The 17,206-nt window shown below is 69.8% G+C and carries 17 protein-coding genes and 2 riboswitches; of the genes, 12 read left to right on the top strand and 5 right to left on the bottom strand.

The features are described from left to right. Positions 1–7 precede the first annotated feature (7 nt). The gene (locus ACFVY3_RS12340) at positions 8–241 is read right to left on the bottom strand and encodes a hypothetical protein (protein WP_400159937.1); all 234 of its coding nucleotides are present in this window, start codon (positions 239–241) and stop codon (positions 8–10) included. Positions 242–418: 177 nt separating this feature from the next. Between ACFVY3_RS12340 and ACFVY3_RS12335 the strand changes: the two genes are divergently transcribed. The 3 genes from ACFVY3_RS12335 to ACFVY3_RS12325 are packed head-to-tail and all read left to right on the top strand — an operon-like array spanning position 419 to position 2,864. Next, positions 419–802: a cold-shock protein gene (locus ACFVY3_RS12335; RefSeq protein ID WP_400159936.1), complete on the top strand. Its 384-nt coding sequence runs from the start codon at positions 419–421 to the stop codon at positions 800–802. A 10-nt stretch (positions 803–812) separates the two neighbouring features. Beyond that, on the top strand, positions 813–1,490 hold the full coding sequence (locus ACFVY3_RS12330; protein ID WP_400159935.1) for a DUF3027 domain-containing protein: 678 nt from the start codon (positions 813–815) through the stop codon (positions 1,488–1,490). 42 nt (positions 1,491–1,532) lie between these two features. Beyond that, positions 1,533–2,864, top strand: a complete 1,332-nt coding sequence (locus ACFVY3_RS12325; RefSeq protein WP_400159934.1) for an MFS transporter — start codon at positions 1,533–1,535, stop codon at positions 2,862–2,864. A 25-nt stretch (positions 2,865–2,889) separates the two neighbouring features. On the opposite strand, the gene serC is transcribed toward ACFVY3_RS12325, so the two are convergent. Beyond that, positions 2,890–4,020: a phosphoserine transaminase gene (gene serC / locus ACFVY3_RS12320; protein WP_400159933.1), complete on the bottom strand. Its 1,131-nt coding sequence runs from the start codon at positions 4,018–4,020 to the stop codon at positions 2,890–2,892. A 253-nt stretch (positions 4,021–4,273) separates the two neighbouring features. On the opposite strand from serC, the gene ACFVY3_RS12315 reads away from it, so the two are divergent. The 9 genes from ACFVY3_RS12315 (at position 4,274) to ACFVY3_RS12275 (ending at position 14,750) form a co-directional block, all read left to right on the top strand. Beyond that, positions 4,274–4,969, top strand: coding sequence for a metal-dependent transcriptional regulator (locus ACFVY3_RS12315; protein WP_364138741.1), 696 nt, complete (start codon positions 4,274–4,276; stop codon positions 4,967–4,969). A 119-nt stretch (positions 4,970–5,088) separates the two neighbouring features. Continuing rightward, positions 5,089–5,331, top strand: a riboswitch (cyclic di-AMP (ydaO/yuaA leader). A 2-nt stretch (positions 5,332–5,333) separates the two neighbouring features. Continuing rightward, a complete protein-coding gene (locus ACFVY3_RS12310; RefSeq protein ID WP_290258699.1) occupies positions 5,334–6,152 on the top strand; it encodes a M23 family metallopeptidase in 819 nt (272 codons plus the stop codon). A 112-nt stretch (positions 6,153–6,264) separates the two neighbouring features. Then, a riboswitch (cyclic di-AMP (ydaO/yuaA leader) is annotated at positions 6,265–6,458 on the top strand. A gap of 266 nt (positions 6,459–6,724) precedes the next feature. After that, positions 6,725–7,495 (top strand): NlpC/P60 family protein, encoded by a 771-nt coding sequence (locus ACFVY3_RS12305; protein WP_400159932.1) that lies wholly within the window; start codon positions 6,725–6,727, stop codon positions 7,493–7,495. A 255-nt stretch (positions 7,496–7,750) separates the two neighbouring features. After that, positions 7,751–8,251: an HNH endonuclease gene (locus tag ACFVY3_RS12300; RefSeq protein ID WP_364138737.1), complete on the top strand. Its 501-nt coding sequence runs from the start codon at positions 7,751–7,753 to the stop codon at positions 8,249–8,251. A gap of 36 nt (positions 8,252–8,287) precedes the next feature. Then, positions 8,288–8,935, top strand: a complete 648-nt coding sequence (locus tag ACFVY3_RS12295; RefSeq protein WP_364138735.1) for an NTP transferase domain-containing protein — start codon at positions 8,288–8,290, stop codon at positions 8,933–8,935. Positions 8,936–8,945: 10 nt separating this feature from the next. Beyond that, entirely contained in the window at positions 8,946–9,230 is a 285-nt protein-coding gene (locus tag ACFVY3_RS12290) for a DUF6457 domain-containing protein (RefSeq protein WP_364138734.1), read from the top strand. Continuing rightward, complete coding sequence (locus tag ACFVY3_RS12285) at positions 9,227–10,600, top strand: molybdopterin-binding protein (RefSeq protein WP_400159931.1); 1,374 nt, start codon at positions 9,227–9,229, stop codon at positions 10,598–10,600. The genes ACFVY3_RS12290 and ACFVY3_RS12285 overlap by 4 nt, the downstream gene beginning before the upstream one ends. 156 nt (positions 10,601–10,756) lie before the next feature. Continuing rightward, positions 10,757–11,644: a formate dehydrogenase accessory sulfurtransferase FdhD gene (fdhD, locus tag ACFVY3_RS12280; protein ID WP_400159930.1), complete on the top strand. Its 888-nt coding sequence runs from the start codon at positions 10,757–10,759 to the stop codon at positions 11,642–11,644. Between the two features lie 85 nt (positions 11,645–11,729). Continuing rightward, the gene (locus tag ACFVY3_RS12275; RefSeq protein ID WP_400159929.1) at positions 11,730–14,750 is read left to right on the top strand and encodes an alpha-mannosidase; all 3,021 of its coding nucleotides are present in this window, start codon (positions 11,730–11,732) and stop codon (positions 14,748–14,750) included. A 231-nt stretch (positions 14,751–14,981) separates the two neighbouring features. Here the strand turns inward: ACFVY3_RS12275 and ACFVY3_RS12270 are convergent, their stop codons facing one another. The 3 genes from ACFVY3_RS12270 to ACFVY3_RS12260 are packed head-to-tail and all read right to left on the bottom strand — an operon-like array spanning position 14,982 to position 17,194. After that, positions 14,982–15,716: a hypothetical protein gene (locus tag ACFVY3_RS12270; RefSeq protein WP_400159928.1), complete on the bottom strand. Its 735-nt coding sequence runs from the start codon at positions 15,714–15,716 to the stop codon at positions 14,982–14,984. A 12-nt stretch (positions 15,717–15,728) separates the two neighbouring features. Further along, positions 15,729–16,478 (bottom strand): hypothetical protein, encoded by a 750-nt coding sequence (locus ACFVY3_RS12265; protein WP_400159927.1) that lies wholly within the window; start codon positions 16,476–16,478, stop codon positions 15,729–15,731. Next, positions 16,475–17,194 carry a hypothetical protein gene (locus tag ACFVY3_RS12260; protein ID WP_290258688.1) on the bottom strand — a complete coding sequence of 240 codons (720 nt, stop codon included), beginning with the start codon at positions 17,192–17,194 and terminating at the stop codon, positions 16,475–16,477. The genes ACFVY3_RS12265 and ACFVY3_RS12260 overlap by 4 nt, the downstream gene beginning before the upstream one ends. Positions 17,195–17,206: the final 12 nt, after the last annotated feature.

Here is a 17,206-nt window from a genome sequence, read left to right as displayed (position 1 = left end):
GTTTCCGTCAGCCCCTGCCGAGGCCGCGGGCACGGCGGCGGGCAACGACGGCGTCGAGCACCAGGAGGGCCATCAGCAGGAACGCAGCCGGGAGGCCGTACAGCGCGGCCGCGGTCAGCCAGACCGGCGCCACGGCGTTGCCGGCGGCCAGGGCGATCACCGCGCCGAAGGCGGCCAGGGAAAGGACGGCGACGGCGGCGGCGAGGATCAGCAGGGAGCGCCGGAGACGCTGTGGAGTCATGACAGCAACGCTAACAGTCCGCCTGCATCCGCGCCTCAAGCGCTCAAATCTGCCCGGGCACGATAACCTTGAAGGAACAGACCAACACGGTCGGGGCGGTCATACCCTGAACCCGCACATCGGTGCGGATGCGGTGACCGCCGGCCGCGTCCCAGCAGAACGAAGAAGGTTGATTACGTGCCTACCGGCAAGGTCAAGTGGTATGACAAGGACAAAGGCTTCGGATTCCTCGCGGGCGAGGACGGCCAGGAGGTCTTCTTGCCCAAGTCCGCATTGCCCGAGGGCGTCGTTGAGCTGAAGGCCGGAACCCGGGTTGAGTTCGGCGTGGCCGACGGCCGCAAGGGCGCCCAGGCCCTGGGCCTGCGGGTGCTGGACAAGACTCCGTCGATCGCCAAGGCGAAGCGGCCCAGCGCCAAGGACCTCGCGCCCCTGGTCCAGGACCTGGTGACGGTGCTGGACAACCTCTCCGGCACCCTGTCGGCCGGCAAGTACCCCGAGGGCAACAAGGCGAAGGCTATTGCCGCCGCCCTGCGCAAGGTTGCCGACGAGCTGGACGCGTAGGGTCCGGCCGATGACTGCGGAACCTGAAGAGACCGGCTCCCCGGTGCCCGACTCCGGACGGAAGCCGGCGTCCAAGGCGTCCGCCGCCGGAGCGAAGGGCACGAAGTCGGCGGCCAAACCGCGCTATGGGGTGCCCGTGTGGCGGGTGGGCAAGCCCGACGCCTTCCTGGCCGCGTCCGTCGACGTCGCCCGTGCCGCGGTGGAGGGCATCGCCGAGCCCGGGCAGGTGGGCCGCCACCTGGCCGCCAAGAGCGAGGGTGACCGCCTGGTGACCCATCTGTTCGAGTCCAAGCTTCCCGGCTACGGCGGCTGGCAGTGGTACGCCGTGCTGACCCGCAACTCCCGCTCCAAGGTGGTGACGGTGGACGAGCTGGGGCTGCTGCCCTCGGAGGACTCCATCCTGGCCCCCGAGTGGGTGCCGTGGGCCGAACGCGTCCGGCCCGAGGACGCCCAGCCCGACGACGGTCACGAGGACGCCGGGGCTGAGCACCGGGACGAGTCCGACGCCGAGGCCGACCATGCCGGCAGCCCCGACGCCGCCCGGGACGACGCCGTGCAGGACGCCCCCCAGGACGAGTCGGGCCAGGACGATGCTCCCGCGGAGTCCGGGACCGGCGCGACGGACGAGCCCGGGGACGAACCCGACGAACGCGCAGCGGACGCCCGGTCCGTCGCCGGGACCGACTAGCGGTTTGGCGGCGTTCAGGGCGGAGCAGCGGGAGGACCTTCCATGAGGTCCACCTTCAAATCGCTGCACATCCTGAACTACCGCATCTGGTTCCTCGGGGCCCTGGTTTCGAACATCGGCACCTGGATGCAGCGGACCGCCCAGGACTGGCTGGTCTTCGATCACCTCAGCCACCAGGACGCCGGCGCCATGGGCATCACCATGGCCCTCCAGCTGGGACCACAGCTGTTCCTGGCCCCGGTCGCCGGACTGGTGGCCGACCGCTTCAACCGCAAGACCCTCCTGAACCTCACCCAGTCGTCCATGGCGCTGCTGAGCGCCCTGCTGGGCGCGCTGGTGCTCTCCGGGGCGGCGCAGCTCTGGCACGTGTACATCTTTGCCCTGCTTTTGGGCGTCGTCTCGGCCGTCGACGCCCCGGTCCGCCAGACCTTCGTCTCGGAGCTGGTCAAGGACGACTACCTGCCCAACGCCGTCGCCCTCAACAGCGCCTCCTTCAACGTCGCCCGGATGATCGGGCCCGCGGTCGCCGGTGTCCTGACCGTCGCGATCGGGCCCGGCTGGGTGTTCCTGGTCAACACCCTGACCTTCGTGGCGCTGCTGGCCAGCCTCGCCCGGATCCCGACGGCGTCGCTGCGGAAACTCCCCAAGGCGCGCGGCGGCAAGGGCCGGATCCGGGAGGGACTGCGCTACGTGCGGCACCGGCCGGACATCGTGGTGGTCCTCGTGGCGGTCTTCATCGTCGGGACCCTGGGCCTGAACTTCGTGCTCTTCATCGCCGCGATGGTGGGCACCGAGTTCGGCCTCGACGCCGGCGCCTTCGGGCTGATGAACTCGATCATGGCCATCGGCTCGGTTGCCGGGGCCCTGCTCTCGGCCGGCCGCGGCCGCCCGCGGATGCGGATGATCTTCGGGGCCGCCGGGGTCTTCGGCATCACCTCCGGGCTGGCCGCTCTGGCCCCGAACTACTTCTGGTACGGCGTGGCGCTGGTGCCGGTGGGGCTGTGCGCCATCACCATGATGACCAGCGCCAACGGCTATGTGCAGACCACCACGGACCCGGCCATGCGCGGCCGGGTGATGGCCCTGTACATGGCGATCTTCATGGGCGGAACACCCATCGGGGCACCGTTCGTGGGCTGGGTGGCAAACGTCGCCGGCCCTCGCTGGTCCATGGGCGTCGCCGCCGCCGCCGGCGTGGGCGCGGCCCTGATCGGGATGGTCTGGATCATCCGGGCACGCCACCTGCGGATCGCCTTCAACCGGCGGGCCCGCGGCCTGCGCTTCTTCCGGCTGGTGCCCGGTGGGGCGATCGGCACGGCAGACGACGACGGCGTCGTCCGGGCGGTAAACCCCGACGACGCCCCCAGCCGCTAGGCCGCCCCGGAGGGCGGCCCCGGGCCTACTTCGCCAGCTCTGCCACGACGTAGTCGATGCACTCCAGCAGGGCCGACACGTCGTCCGGCTCGATCGCGACGAAGGTCGCGATCCGCAGCTGGTTACGGCCCAGCTTCCGGTACGGCTCGGTGTCGACAATCCCGTTGGCGCGCAGCACCTTGGCGATCGCGGCGGCGTCGACCGACTCGTCGAAGTCGATCGTGGCGATCACGTTGGAGCGGTCGGCCGGGTCCGTAACGAACGGGGTGGCAAAGCTGGACGCCTCGGCCCAGCGGTAGATCCGTCCCGCGGAGTCGGCGGTGCGTGCCGCGGCGAAGTCCAGGCCTCCGCTGGCGTTGAGCCAGCGCACCTGCGCGTCCAGGGTCACGAGGGTCGCCAGCGCGGGGGTGTTATAGGTCTGGTTCAGCCGCGAGTTGTCGATGGCAGTCTGCAGGTCCAGGAAGTCCGGGATCCAGCGGCCGGAGGCCTTGACCCGGGCGGCCCGCTCCAGGGCCGCGGGGGAGAACAGGCCAAGCCACAGTCCGCCGTCGGAGGCGAAGTTCTTCTGCGGCGCGAAGTAGTAGACGTCGGACTCCGCGACGTCGACATCCAGGCCGCCGGCGGCGGAGGTCGCGTCGACCAGGACCAGCGAGCCCTCGTCCGCGCCGGCCACCCGCCGGACCGGGGCGGCCACGCCGGTGGAGGTCTCATTCTGCGGCCAGGCGTAGACGTCCACACCGGTCTCCGCCCGCGCCTCGGGCCGGGTGCCCGGCTCCGCCTTAATGATCGAGGACTCGGCCAGGAAAGGCGCCTTGTTCGTGGCCGCGGCGAACTTGGACCCGAACTCGCCGAAGGAGAGGTGCTGGGCCTTGTTCTCCACGAGCCCGAAGCTGGCGACATCCCAGAACGCCGTGGAGCCGCCCACGCCCAGGACCACCTCGTAGCCCTCGGGGGCGCGGAAGAAGTCGCTGAGGCCGGAACGGACCGAGCCCACCAGGTTCTTGACCGGGGCCTGGCGGTGCGAGGTGCCGAGCAGGGTGGCCGAGGCCGACGCCAGGGCCTCCATCTGTTCCGGGCGCACCTTCGAGGGCCCGGCGCCAAACCGGCCGTCCTTGGGAAGAAGGTTCGCGGGGATGGTGATGCTGGTGTCGCTCACAATGGCTCCAATGGTCGGCTGGGTGCGAGAGGTGGCTGGTCGGCCGGTAAGGACCGCTTCCATTCTGCCCGACGGCGGCCCCGGCGCCGGAAAACGGGCTGTCATAGTCCGGTCAGGAAGTCGGCCCTCAAATTATCCGGAGTAATTCACAATAGGCTAGGCTGTCCGGAGCGTATGGCGGATCCCGGGTGGCCGCACCCCGCACGTTGTACGGTGGAATGACGCAAGGACGGCGCTCAAGGAGCTGAGCTGGATGACGGATCTGATCGACACTACGGAGATGTATCTTCGGACCATTCTGGAGCTTGAGGAAGAGAACATCGTCGCGCTCCGGGCCCGCATTGCCGAGCGACTCCGCCACTCCGGACCCACCGTCTCCCAGACCGTCGGCAGGATGGAACGCGACGGGCTGGTAGTGGTTTCCGGCGACCGCCACCTGGAGCTGACCGAGGTGGGTCGGCGGCGCGCCACCGAGGTGATGCGCAAGCACCGCCTCGCCGAACGGCTGCTGGCCGACGTGATCGGCCTGGACTGGGCCTATGTCCATGAGGAAGCCTGCCGCTGGGAGCACGTGATGAGCGAACGGGTTGAGCGCCGCATCTTCGAGATGCTGGACCACCCCACCGTCTCCCCGTACGGCAACCCCATCCCGGGCCTCGCCGAACTGGGCGGTCTGCCGACGGCGGAACAGGCCGACGGCGTCGTCAACCTCCTGGACGCCATGGCGGGATATGCCGCGGACTCCAGAATCACCGTGAGCCGGCTTGCCGAACCCATCCAGGTGGAACCCGAGCTGCTGGTGCAGCTGGACGAGGGCGGTATCCGGCCCGGGGCCACCGTCTCGCTGGAGCGGGTGGGGGAGTACATCTCCGTCCGCGTCCCCGACATTGAGGGCGCGCTCGAGCTGCCGCCCGAGGTCGCCGCCCACGTTTTCGTTACCCGCGGGTAGGTCGACGCGGAAGCATACCGTAAGGGTGCTGTTTACTAGCCCGTCTAGGAGATAACGAAATTATTACTACGGGTCTTAATCCCCTATAGTTATCGACTAGTACCGAGACTAAAGCGTTACCTGATCCGAAGCCGAGCTCTGCCAGCGGATCAGGGTGCGAATCACCTTCTGGCAGAGGCGGGGGAACCACTACCGGCCGGTAATTCCGGCCTTGGGGTGAAGTCCGCTAGCGGCAAGCGAACTCTCTGAGGACACCATTTCCGGGTGCCTCTCTGCCTGGATGCTTGCATCGGCGGACCGGGTCTATGCACTCTCTGACCCGAATCCGACAGCTAACTTCGCAGGCTTTTCAGAGAGGAACCACTTGAGCACGCAGACCGTCCGCGGGCGCCGCCGCGCCGCCGGCCCGGCTCCGGAGCCGCGCCCCGCCGTCGACGTCACCGCCCCGCGCCCCCGCGACGCGCACCGGGACGAGCGCCGCAGCCGGCGCAGCCCGCTCCGCCAGGTCGCAGACTTCGCCGCCGTCACCGGCATGGGCCAGAAGGCCGGCATGACCCTGGCCGCCGCTGGCATCGCGCTCACCGTGGCCGTCCCCGTTACCGGCCCCGCTCTGGCCGTCGACGCCCCCACCTCGGGATCTGTCTCCGCGGCGGCCCAGCCCGAGGTCAAGGCCGCCGCGGCCCAGATCGACTTCAACCGCACCGCCGTCACCACCAAGGGCGACCCGGACGGCAAGCTCAAGCAGCTGCTCAGCGCGCAATCCGTCGGCTCCATCACCCGCGCCGCATCCGCGGGGACGCTCGGCGCCCCGCTGGACACCATGATCACGGCTTCGCCCTTCGGTTACCGGATCAGCCCCATTACCGGCGCGGTGGGCGAATTCCACCGCGGCCAGGACTACGCCGCCCAGTGCGGGACGGCCGTCCATGCCGCAGCAAGCGGCACCGTAACCTTCTCCGGCTGGCACCCCTACGGGGGCGGCAACCGGATTGTGGTCGACCATGGCAATGGCCTGGAGACCACGTATAACCACTTGTCGTCATCCAGCGTCCACGTCGGCCAGAAGGTCTCCCGTGGCGATGTGATAGCGATGAGCGGAACAACCGGTGCCTCCACCGGCTGCCACCTCCACTTCGAGGTGATGGTCAATGGGGACGTCGTTGATCCGCTGGGCTGGCTCTAGAAGAGCCCTTCGCAATGCTCACACTTCCGTGACACGCCGTGATCTGAATGTGACATTGAGTCCGAACTGTTGTACCGTATGAAGCACGCCAACTTCACCGAAGTTGGCGCTCTTGAGTGGATTGCCTAACTCTGCCACCGCTCAAGGTCCGTTCGCATGACATCGTCTGGCAGGGGCGGGGGAACCAATTTTGGTCTTCGCAAGAGGGCCTAGGGGTTAAGTCGCAAAGCTTCCCAGGAAGCGGAGCGGCCGGGTGACTCCCATCCGAATCCGACAGCTCACCTCGTAGGCATTGGGAGAGGCTACTTTCGTGTCTTCACGCCACAATGCTGCGCGTTTTCGCGCCGGCGAGGCTCAGTCGAGCCCGCTGATGACCATGCACCGCGTTGCCCTTGCCGGCGCCCGGGATGGTTCACGCAATGCAGTTCCTGCTTTTGGCGCGTCTTCGCAGTACACCCTTCGCTAAAGAAACCCGTTTCGGGGCGATCCGGCGTACCCCCAAGATGCCGGAGCGTCCTTAGTCCCGCCTGTTCAAGAGCGCGGACACAAAGGATCACGAAAGAGAGAACTAAATGACTACTCGTGCAACCATTGCACGCCACCGCGCGGAGGTCACCAAGACCAACTCGCTGGCTGTCATTGCCAAGGCCGTCGGCGACAACGCCGGTGGCATGGGTCGCCAGGCTGCGGTTATCGCTGCTGCCTCGGGCCTGGTCCTGACCAGCGGTATCGCGGCCAACGCCGCCGAGACCAACGTTCAGCGCGAATCCACCTCTGCTTCCGCCACCGAGGTTCAGTCCACCGCTCCAGCCACCATCTCGGCGGCCTCCAGCATCGCCATCTCCTACGAGAAGCCTGCTGTGACCACCGCGGCCGCCCCCGTCGTCGAGGCCCCGAAGCCCGTCGTCAAGGTGCAGGAAGCTGACACCACCGCCAACACCGCCGCTGCCACCCCGGCTGCCGGCACCGCGGTCAACGCGTCCGTCGCCACCAAGGCTCCGGCCGCCACCAGCGGCATGGGCGCCTCGATCGCCGCCGCCGCTTACGCCCAGATCGGCGTGTCCCAGGACTGCACCATGCTGGCCACCAACGCCCTGGCCGCCGTCGGCATCCACTACCACGGCTGGCCGGCAGGTTACCTGTCCCTGGGCCGCACCGTCAGCGCCGCCGAAGCGCAGCCGGGTGACCTCGCGTACTACCAGAACGGCGGCATGGGCATGGCCCACATCGCCGTTTACGTCGGCAACGGCATGGCCGTCCACGGCGGCTGGAACGGCGGCACCACCGCCCTCTACAGCGTCAACGTCGGTTCCGGCCCGGTCTTCATCCGCGTCGGCGGCTAAGACCCCCGCTTCCCGCGAAGCTTCGAAAAGGACCCCTGTCACCGGCGGGGGTCCTTTTCCATTAAGCCCTCGGGCTCTCGCCGGAAGGCCCCGGAGCCGGACCGGCCCGGGATCCGCCACGGAGGGCCCAGAGCCCGAAATTCGGTAATCCGGGCCACCCGTGTTTACTCTTGTGGTGTCGATCCTTAGCCTGACCATGCAGAGGGCAGCCGGCCCTCGTGCCACTGGCGGGTGCGGCCGTGAAGAGGGATGCGGATGCGCACACTCGTTCTGAATGCTGGATATGAACCGCTGGCGGTAGTGACCTTCCGCCGGGCACTGGTGCTCGTGCTGACGGGCAAGGCCAGTGTCGTGGCCGAGGGGGACGACCCGGTGGTGGGGCCGCAGGACATCCTCGGCCGGCCGAGCGTCATCCTGCTCAACCGCTACATCCGCCCCCGCTACAACACGGTGACCGCGGTCAGCCGCCGCGGAGTGCTCCGCCGGGACGGCCACCGGTGCGCGTACTGCGCCAAACCGGCCCACACCATCGACCACGTCCAGCCCAAGTCCCGGGGCGGCGCCGACTCTTGGGAGAACCTGGTGGCCGCCTGCCTGCGCTGCAACAACGTCAAGGGCGATCACACCCCGGCCGAGATGGGCTGGAAGCTCGGTTTCACTCCCGGTCCGCCGAAGGGCACCATCTGGCAGATCAAGGAGCTGGAGAAGCCTACCCCCGCATGGGACCCGTTCCTGCTGCCGGAATCCGCGCACTAGCACCGTCGGCCGCCCGCAGGCGGCTAGGCTGGGCGGGTGGAATTCGACGCCGTCATCCTCGCCGGGGGCAGGTCCTCCCGGCTGGGCGGAACCCCCAAGGCCGCCCTCCGCTTTCGCGGGGACACCCTGCTGGAGCGGTCGCTGCTCGCGGCGGCCGGGGCACGCAGCGTCGCCGTCGTGGGCCCGGAAGCCGGCAGCCTCCCGGGCGGCATCCTCCTGTGCCGTGAAGACCCGCCCTTCGCCGGACCCGCGGCAGCCCTGGCCGCCGGGCTCGAGGCCCTTGCCGGCGGCGGGGCGGCGGGCCGAAACCCCGCGCCGCTGACGCTGGTCCTGGCCTGCGACATGCCGCTGGTTGCCGACGCCGTCCACGCCCTCTTCGCCGACCGCTCCCGGGCGCAGCCCGGCTCGGAAGGCAGCGTCGCCGTTTCCGCGGACGGCCGGATCCAGCCGTTGGCCGGTCTTTATGACACGGCCGCGCTACAACGATCGGTGGCGGACGCGGCACGGCACGGCACGCTGGTGGGCGGATCGTTGTTCGGCCTGCTTGCTAGTCTGGACCTGCGGACGGTTCCCGTGCCGCCCGGGTCCACCGACGACGTCGACACCTGGGCGGACGCCCAGGCCCTGGGGGTCGCGCGTCCCGGCGTGGCCGGGAACGGAAGCGGCCGCCCGCACACGACATGAAAGGCCCACCGTGAAGAGCCAGGACGAAACCCTCGAGGACTGGTGCCGCGCGCTGCTCCAGGCCCTCGAGCTCGACGGCGTCGACATCGACATCAACGAGGTACTGGGACTCGCCGGGGTTGCCGCGCACTCCGTGATCCGCCCGGCCGCACCGCTGACCACCTTCATCGCCGGTTTCGCCGCCGGGCTGGCCTCCGGCACCGGCCAGGCCACCGACGAGGTCTCCATGCGCGCCGCCATGGGCGTCGCGCGGAAACTCGCCAAGGAATACGCCGCCGAGGCCCCCGGGGAATGACGTCCGAGCCACCCCGCGACGACGCCGACGACGCCCGGACCGAGCCCGCCGCGCACCGGCACCTGGCCCACACGTGGCAGGAAGCCCGCGAGCTCTCGTTCGACTGCGCCAGCCCGATCCCGCCGGCCCCCGTGGCCCTGCGCCGCGCCCTCGGCCGCACCCTTTCCGCCGACGTCACGGCCCTGCACGACATGCCGCACTACGCGTCCTCGGCCATGGACGGCTGGGCGGTGAACGGCAGCGGCCCCTGGATCCTGGCCGAGCCGGGGCAGCGCCTCGCCCCTCACCAGGCCAGTCCCATTGTCACCGGCGGGTTGATCCCGGCCGGCGCGAAGGCCGTGCTCCGCAGCGAGAGCGGTGTGATCGGCCCCGACGAGGACCAGTTGCCGGTGCTCAAGCTTGGCGGCGGCGCGAAGCCGGGGGAGCCCCGCAACGGCGACCACATCCGCAAAGCCGCCGAGGAAGCGGCCGAGGGCGAGGTCCTGATCCCCAAGGGGACCGTGCTCAACCCGGCCCACCTGGCCCTCGCCGCCCTCGCCGGCCACGACGCCCTGCCCGTGCTGGGAAAACCGGTGGTCCGCCTGGTTTTCACCGGCTCCGAGGTGGTCGCCAGCGGCATGCCCCAACCGGGGGAGGTCCGGGACACCTTCAGCCCTCAACTGTCCGCCGTCGTCGACCTGCTCGGCGGCGTCCCCGCCGGCGAGATCAAGATCGGTGACGGGGACGCGGAATGGCTCGCCGCCCTGGAGGACCCCGAACCCGTGGGCGACGACGAGGACACCCCGCCCGCCGACGTCGTCATCACCACCGGGGGGACCGGCCGGTCCGGGACCGACCACCTGCGCCGCACCGTCGAGCAGCTGGGCGGCAGGCTGCTGATCGACGGCATCGCGATGCGTCCCGGGCACCCCGCAGTCCTCGCCGAACTACCCGACGGACGCTTCATCATCGGGCTGCCCGGCAACCCGCTCGCCGCCATGATGGCGCTCTCCACCATCGGCGGACCACTCCTGGCCGCGCTGGGTCACCGGCCCCCGCCGCCCGTCACGGAGGTCCCGTGCGGCACGATGATCGACGCCGATCCCGGCCGCACCCGGCTGATGCCCTTCCGCATGGTCTACGGCATGGCCTCCCCGGCCCAGCACACCGGCCCCGGCATGATGCGCGGACTGGCCGCCGCCGACGGGGTCCTGGTGGTCCCGCCGCACGGTGCGCAGCTGGGCGAACCGGTCCCGGCGTTCGCGCTGCCCTGGGGGCGGCCGCTGCCCGAGCCCGACGCCGGCAAGCCCGCACCGAAACCCGCCGCCCGGCGCACCCCGAAGAAACCGGCCGGCAACGGTCCGGTCGACTGGAGCGCCCTGCTTGGCTGACACCGGCCAGACGGAGCCCGGCGTGGCTGGCGCCCGCTCGGCCGGCACCACTGGCGCCCGCTTGGCTGGCACCACGGCCGAGTTCAGAATGGATCCAGGGGCGGGAACCGGCCGCAGGCCGGGCCGCCCCACCGCACCGCTGATGAGGAGTACCGAATGGGCCGCGTGACGCAACGCCGCAAAGTGCACAAGTTTGTCCTGGACGGATCCCCGCAGGCGCGTGAGTTCCCGGTCCGGTACCGCGAGGACGTGCTGGCGGTGGAGGAACCACTGGAAGTGCGGCTGGGCAGCACGTCCTTCTCCGTCACCATGCGCACCCCGGGCAACGACTTCGACCTGGTGGCCGGCTTCTTGGTCTCCGAGGGGATCATCTGGTCCGCCGACCAGCTCGTCTCGCTGCGCTTCTGCACCGGCGAGGACGAAGACGGCGTGCAGACCTTCAACGTGGTGGAAGCCCAGCTCCGGCCCGATGTCGTCCGCCCCGACACCGGACGGAACTTCTTCACCTCAAGCTCCTGCGGGATCTGCGGCACCGATTCGATCGAGGCCGTCGAGAAGTCCTCGCACTTCAGCCCCGCGGGGGACCCGGTGGCCGTGCCCGTCGAGACGTTGGCCGCGCTCCCGGACCGGCTGCGTGAGGCCCAGGCGGTCTTCGACGCGACCGGCGGCGTGCACGCCGCGGGGCTGTTCCGCATCTCCGACGACGGCGGCGCCGCGCTCCTCTGCCTGCGCGAAGACGTCGGCCGCCACAACGCCGTCGACAAGGTAGTGGGCTGGGCACTCCGGGAGGGGCTGCTGCCCCTGCGCGGCACCGTCCTGCAAGTCTCCGGCCGCGCCTCCTTCGAACTCGTGCAAAAGGCCTCGCTCGCCGGAATTCCCGTCCTGTCCGCCGTCAGCGCACCCAGCAGCCTGGCCGTGGAACTCGCCGAAGCCAGCGGGATGACGCTGGCGGGCTTCAGCCGGGGCACCAGCCTGAACGTGTACGCCGGCCACGAACGGATCGGCGTGCCGGCCGCCCTGCCCTCAACCGGACGGCTGGCCTAAGCACCCGTGGCGCCGTAGATTAATCCAACGACTGGATTCAGGCCTGCGCCCGGTTCCTCCGCACCAGAGCAAAAAGAGGTTCACTGTGCACGACGACCGCCGTCTCACGGAAGTCCGGCTGGACCGCTTCGTGCGCGAACGCATCGTTCCGGCCATTTACCCCCGCACCGTCCCGCTGCGCCTGAGCAGCTGGACCGCGCCCGGGGAACCCGTCCCGGCCCTCGAAGCCCTGCAGCAGGACTTCACCCCGCAGGACCCCGAGGAACCCTGGGGCGGCCCGTGGTCCACCACCTGGCTGCGGCTCCAGGGCGAGGTGCCGGAGACCTGGGGCAGCGCGCCGGACACCGCCGTCGAGGTCCTGGTTGACCTGGGGTTCAGCGCGGACCTGCCGGGCTTCCAGTGTGAGGGCACCGCCTGGCGGTCGGACGGTACCGTGATCAAAGCCATCTCGCCGCGGAACCAGTACATTCCGCTGAAACTCCTCGGCAGCGGCATGACGGTGGACTTCTACGTCGAGGCGGCCGCGAACCCCGACCTCTCACAGGGCTGGACCTTCGCCGCCACGCCGCTGGGGGACAAGGCCACCGCGGGTACCGAGCCCCGCTACCGGCTGGGCCGGATCGTGATCGCCGAACTGGACCAGTGCGTCTGGGAACTGCACCAGGACATCTGGACGCTGCGGGGGCTGATGCACGAACTGCCCATGGAGCTGCCCCGCCGCCACGAGATCCTCCGCGCCCTGGAGCGGATGCTGGACACCATGGACCCGGACGACGTCGCCGGCACGGCCGCCGCCGGGCGGGCGGAGCTCGCCGAGGTGCTCTCCCGCCCGGCCTACGCCTCGGCCCACCGGCTGCTGGCCACCGGCCACGCGCACATCGACTCGGCCTGGCTCTGGCCGGTCCGGGAGACCATCCGCAAGTGCGCCCGGACCTTCTCCAACGTGGTGGCGCTGATGGACGAGGACCCGGACTTCGTCTTCTCCTGCTCCTCCGCGCAGCAGCTGGCCTGGATGAAGGAGTTCTACCCGGAACTGTTCGAACGGATCCGGGACAAGGTCCGCGCCGGCCAGTTCGTCCCCGTCGGCGGGATGTGGGTCGAGGCGGACAGCAACATGCCCGGCGGCGAGGCCATGGCGCGGCAGTTCCTCGAGGGCAAGAGCTTTTTCCTGGCCGAGTTCGACGTCGAATGCCACGAGGCCTGGCTGCCGGACACCTTCGGCTACTCCGCCGCGCTGCCGCAGATCGTCAAGGCCGCCGGCAGCCGCTGGTTCCTGACCCAGAAGATCTCCTGGAACCAGGTCAACCGGATGCCGCACCACACCTTCGAGTGGGAGGGAATCGACGGCACCCGCCTCTTCACCCACTTCCCGCCGGTAGACAGCTACAGCTCCGAGATCAGCGGCCGCGAACTGGCCCACGCCGAGCGCAACTACCGGGACCACGGCCGCGGCAGCATGTCCCTGCTGCCCTTCGGCTACGGCGACGGCGGCGGCGGACCCACCCGGGAGATGCTGGCGGCCGCCCGGCGCACCGCTGACCTGGAGGGCTCGCCGCGGGTGCGGATCGGCTCCGCGGCGGACTTCTTCGGCGGGGCGGCGGAAGACTATCCGTCACCGCCGGTGTGGGTGGGGGAGCTGTATCTGGAGCTCCACCGCGGCACCTACACCAGCCAGGCCAACACCAAGCGGGGGAACCGCCGCTGCGAGCACCTGCTCCGGGAGGCGGAGCTCTGGTCCGCCACCGCGGCGGTCCGGGCCGGCGCAGCCTACCCGGCGGCCGAGCTGAAGCGGCTGTGGCGCCTGGTGCTGCTGCAGCAGTTCCACGACATCCTGCCCGGCAGCTCGATCGCCTGGGTGCACCAGGACGCGGAACGGAACTACGACGCCGTCGCCCGTGACCTCGAGGCGATCATCGCGGCCGCGGCCGCCGCCGCTCTCGGGGACGGGGACCGCGATATCCTGCTCAACGCCGCCCCGCACGCCCGCGCCGGGGTCCCCGCGCTCGGCGCGGCCGAACCTCAAACCGCCGGCGCCGCCGTGAACGCGACGGCGGCCGACAGCGGCTTCGTGCTGGACAACGGGATCATCCGTGCCGTAGTGGACGCGAACGGGCTGCTGGTCTCACTCCGGGACCACGCGAGCGGACGGGAGGCGATCGCCCCCGGCACCGCCGGCAACCTCCTGGAACTGCACCGGGACACCCCCAACGAATGGGACGCCTGGGACATCGATTCCTTCTACCGGCGCAACGTCACCGCCCTGACCGAGGCTCGGTCCGTGACCCTGGAGCGCGACGGCGGTGACGCCATCGTCGTGATCGAGCGGATGGCGGGCGGCTCACCCGTGACGCAGCGGCTGAGGCTGGCGCCGGGGTCCGCGTCGCTGGAGATCGCCACGGCCGTGGACTGGCGGGAGCGCGAGAAACTGCTCAAGCTGGGGTTCCCCTTCGACCTCCGGGCGGACCGTTCCGCCGCGGAGACCCAGTTCGGCCATGTCTTCCGGCCCACGCACGTCAACACGTCCTGGGAGGCGGCGAAGTTTGAGATCTGCGCCCACCGCTGGATCCACGTGGAGGAGCCCGGGTACGGCGTGGCGGTCAGCAACGCGGCCAGCTACGGCCACGACGTCACCCGCCAGGTCCGCGACGACGGCGGAACCACCACCACGGTGCGGGTCTCGCTGCTGCGGGCGCCGAAGTTCCCCGACCCCGGCGCAGACCAGGGGCCGCACGAGCTGACCGTGACGGTGCGGCCCGGTGCGGGCATTGCCGACGCCGTCGAGGAGGGGTACCGCACCAACCTTGCGCCCCGCGTGGTCAAGGGGGCGCATGGGGCGGAGCCGCTGGTCGCCGTGAGCAACCCGGCCCTGGTGGTGGAGGCGGTAAAACTGGCCGAGGACGGCTCCGGTGACGTGGTGGTCAGGCTCTATGAGGCCCTCGGCCGACGCTCGCGGGGCGTACTCTCGGCGACCTTCGCCGCGTCCCGTGTCTGGCCCGTGGACCTGCTGGAGCGTCCGGCGGAAGCACCCGGCGTCGAGATCCGCGGGATCGATGCGGTGTTGGAGCTGCGCCCGTTCCAGCTGGTGACCCTGCGCCTGGCCCGCTGAACCGGGTCTTTCCGGCGGGCTCGGCGGCCTGCTGAAAGCCCGCGGAGCGGAAAAGGGGCCTTAAACCAGGCTGAGTGGGAGCGGTCCTTGCGGACCGCTACCACTCATCCCCCCAATGGCGCTTGGACGACCGCCGGTCCAATCAGACTGAATCCCCATTCAAGGGACCGGGCGGCGTTTTCACACATTCATGATTCTCTCACGGTCTAATGATTTTGTGAATGCATGACGTTATTTTTCCCGGAACGTTGCCGGAGCGTTATCTTGCGGCCGGGACAGGCGCCCCGACAACCAGAAGAGCAGCAGCCCGAGCACGTAGCCGAGGACCGCCGCGTAGTTCACCACGATGCTTGCGTCGTCCCAGGCGTCTGGCGCAAAACTAACGGGGACCGTGAGGATGGCGGCGACCGCTCCGGCGGCGGTCAGGCCCGCGCCGCTGCGCACCAGCCGGGGCAACTGTGCCCGCACCGCGGCGAGAAGGGCGGGCAGCAGGACCAGCGAGATGTAAGCAGGGTAGACGCGGCCGAAGCCCGCGTACAGCGGCTCGAGCGCTGCGTTCCGCCCACCCCGGTCCGGCAGCGCCTCCAGCCCCGCCGAGGAGCCGCGGGTGTCCATCAGGAAGAACGTCACCGCAAGCGCCACGCACGCCGCTGCCAGGGCCAGGCGTCCCCACCTGCCCGTCACCAGTTCCCGGGTACGGGCGCCGCCCAGGGCCCGGGATAGGCGCAGCCCCACCAGCAGGACCATGGCACAGACCAGGAAGCGCAGGACGAGATTGGTCAGGTTGATCCCGCCGAGGGCGCCGTCGACGGCGGCATAGGGGCCCGGGAGGCTGAGCAGGCTGCAGAGGGTGGCCAGGAACAGGATGCCAAAGACGGTCCGGTTCCGGCCGCGGACGGCGTCGGGCACACGGAGCAGCAGAGCCACGCCGCAAACAATCAGGGTTCCCCATCCCAGCAACGTCATGATGCCTCGTTTCTAGGGGGAGAAGCTGCTCTCGGATGAAGGCAGCGGATTTCGGCGCCGGGCCTGCGCCCTGATTTTGTCCGCCCAGACGGCGGCCAGGCCCAGGACGTAGCAGAGCACGGCGGTGTAATTGACGATGAACCGGATGAATCCCATGCCCGGTGGGATGATCGGTGACGACAGGCTGAGGACCAACCCCACCGCGCCGACCGACAGGAACACCGCCGCGAGCCGGATCAGCACCGGGAGGCGGCTGCGCACGGTACGGATCATGGTCGGCAACAGGACCACCGCGATGTAGCAGGGGTAAAGCCGGCCGAACGCGCCGTAAACCTCTACCAGTGCGGCGTTTCGAGCGTCCTTGGCTGCAATAGCTTTGAGGCCCGCAGAGGACCCTTGGGTGTCCATCAGCAGGAAGGTCACGATGACGGCGGCGCAGGCCACGGCCAGTGCGGTGACGCCCGGCTTCCCGGCAATCCATGAGAGCGCCCGCCCGGCGCCGAAACCGCGGGCGACGCGCAGCCCGATCAGCAGAATGACCCCGAAGATGACGAACCTGAGCACCAGGTTGGCAATGTTGGTGCCGCCCAGGAGCTGGTCCACCGCGACGTAGGGCGCCTCCATGCTGAGCAGGATGGCGAGCGTCATCAGCAGAAAGATCCCGAACATGAGCCGGTTCTCCCCGCGGAGGGCGCTAGGGATGCGAAACACGGCCAGGAGTGCGCAGACGCCCAGCGTGGTCCATTGCAGGATGTCGATCACCCCAGGTTCTCCCAGATCTTCTCGGTCTGGGCCTGTTCCTGTTCCTGCCGCCGCAGGGTGCGGCCCAGGGCCTGGAGCCGGTCACCGGCGAGGGAAACGAGGTCACCGTCGGACAGGGCGTCGAGGGCTTCCTGCCGGGCTGAGGGGGACCAACCGGCCTCCGCCTCCGTGATCAGGCCGGTAGCCACAAAGCCGGCGCTGAAGCCGACGCCGGCAGCCCGCGATGTGGCAATGGCCAGTTCCGGGGACAACCGGTTGGCGGTCAGCTGCGCCGAGTAATTTTGCGGGGCGACGCCGGAGGCGGCCGACACCCGGTGCCGCAGTTCGCCGTCGTCGACGGCGTCCACCCAGTTCCGCACGGAGGTGGCGTGGGGCGGCGGGCTCAGTGTCAGTCGTCCGCTCCGGCCCGAGGAGCGCGCCACGACAGCCTCCAGGAGGTCCATGGTGGCGATCTGGCTCACGAGTTCCGCGGAGGTGGGAGGCCGCCTCAGCTGCTTGAGCTCGGCGTACTGATCGAAAGAGGACAGGGCCTCGGCGGGGTTGATCCCCAGTGCCCGGCTGATGCTGACCACGGAGGTTTCGGCCACCTTGCCCCGCACCAACTGCTGCGCCAGGGTCGTCCGTTTCAGTCCCGAGATCCTGCAGATGTCAGCGGTGCTTGCCGCGGGCGCAACACCATGGAGCCAGAGTTGGAAGGCTTTGGCGGGTAAGGGCATCTATGACTTTCT

It is taken from the genome of Arthrobacter sp. BPSS-3 (genome assembly GCF_044628475.1).
GTDB lineage: Bacteria > Actinomycetota > Actinomycetes > Actinomycetales > Micrococcaceae > Arthrobacter.
Note: the sequence above shows the minus strand (reverse complement) of the source record. Positions and strands in the feature narration are given on the sequence as shown.

Bases quoted from the DNA above. Each gene is read 5' to 3' on its own strand.
- ACFVY3_RS12340 (WP_400159937.1), bottom strand. From the start codon at position 241: ATGACTCCACAGCGTCTCCGGCGCTCCCTGCTGATCCTCGCCGCCGCC.
- ACFVY3_RS12330 (WP_400159935.1), top strand. From the start codon at position 813: ATGACTGCGGAACCTGAAGAGACCGGCTCCCCGGTGCCCGACTCCGGA.
- ACFVY3_RS12325 (WP_400159934.1), top strand. From the start codon at position 1,533: ATGAGGTCCACCTTCAAATCGCTGCACATCCTGAACTACCGCATCTGG.
- ACFVY3_RS12315 (WP_364138741.1), top strand. From the start codon at position 4,274: ATGACGGATCTGATCGACACTACGGAGATGTATCTTCGGACCATTCTG.
- ACFVY3_RS12305 (WP_400159932.1), top strand. From the start codon at position 6,725: ATGACTACTCGTGCAACCATTGCACGCCACCGCGCGGAGGTCACCAAG.
- ACFVY3_RS12300 (WP_364138737.1), top strand. From the start codon at position 7,751: ATGCGCACACTCGTTCTGAATGCTGGATATGAACCGCTGGCGGTAGTG.
- ACFVY3_RS12285 (WP_400159931.1), top strand. From the start codon at position 9,227: ATGACGTCCGAGCCACCCCGCGACGACGCCGACGACGCCCGGACCGAG.
- fdhD (WP_400159930.1), top strand. From the start codon at position 10,757: ATGGGCCGCGTGACGCAACGCCGCAAAGTGCACAAGTTTGTCCTGGAC.
- ACFVY3_RS12270 (WP_400159928.1), bottom strand. From the start codon at position 15,716: ATGACGTTGCTGGGATGGGGAACCCTGATTGTTTGCGGCGTGGCTCTG.
- ACFVY3_RS12260 (WP_290258688.1), bottom strand. From the start codon at position 17,194: ATGCCCTTACCCGCCAAAGCCTTCCAACTCTGGCTCCATGGTGTTGCG.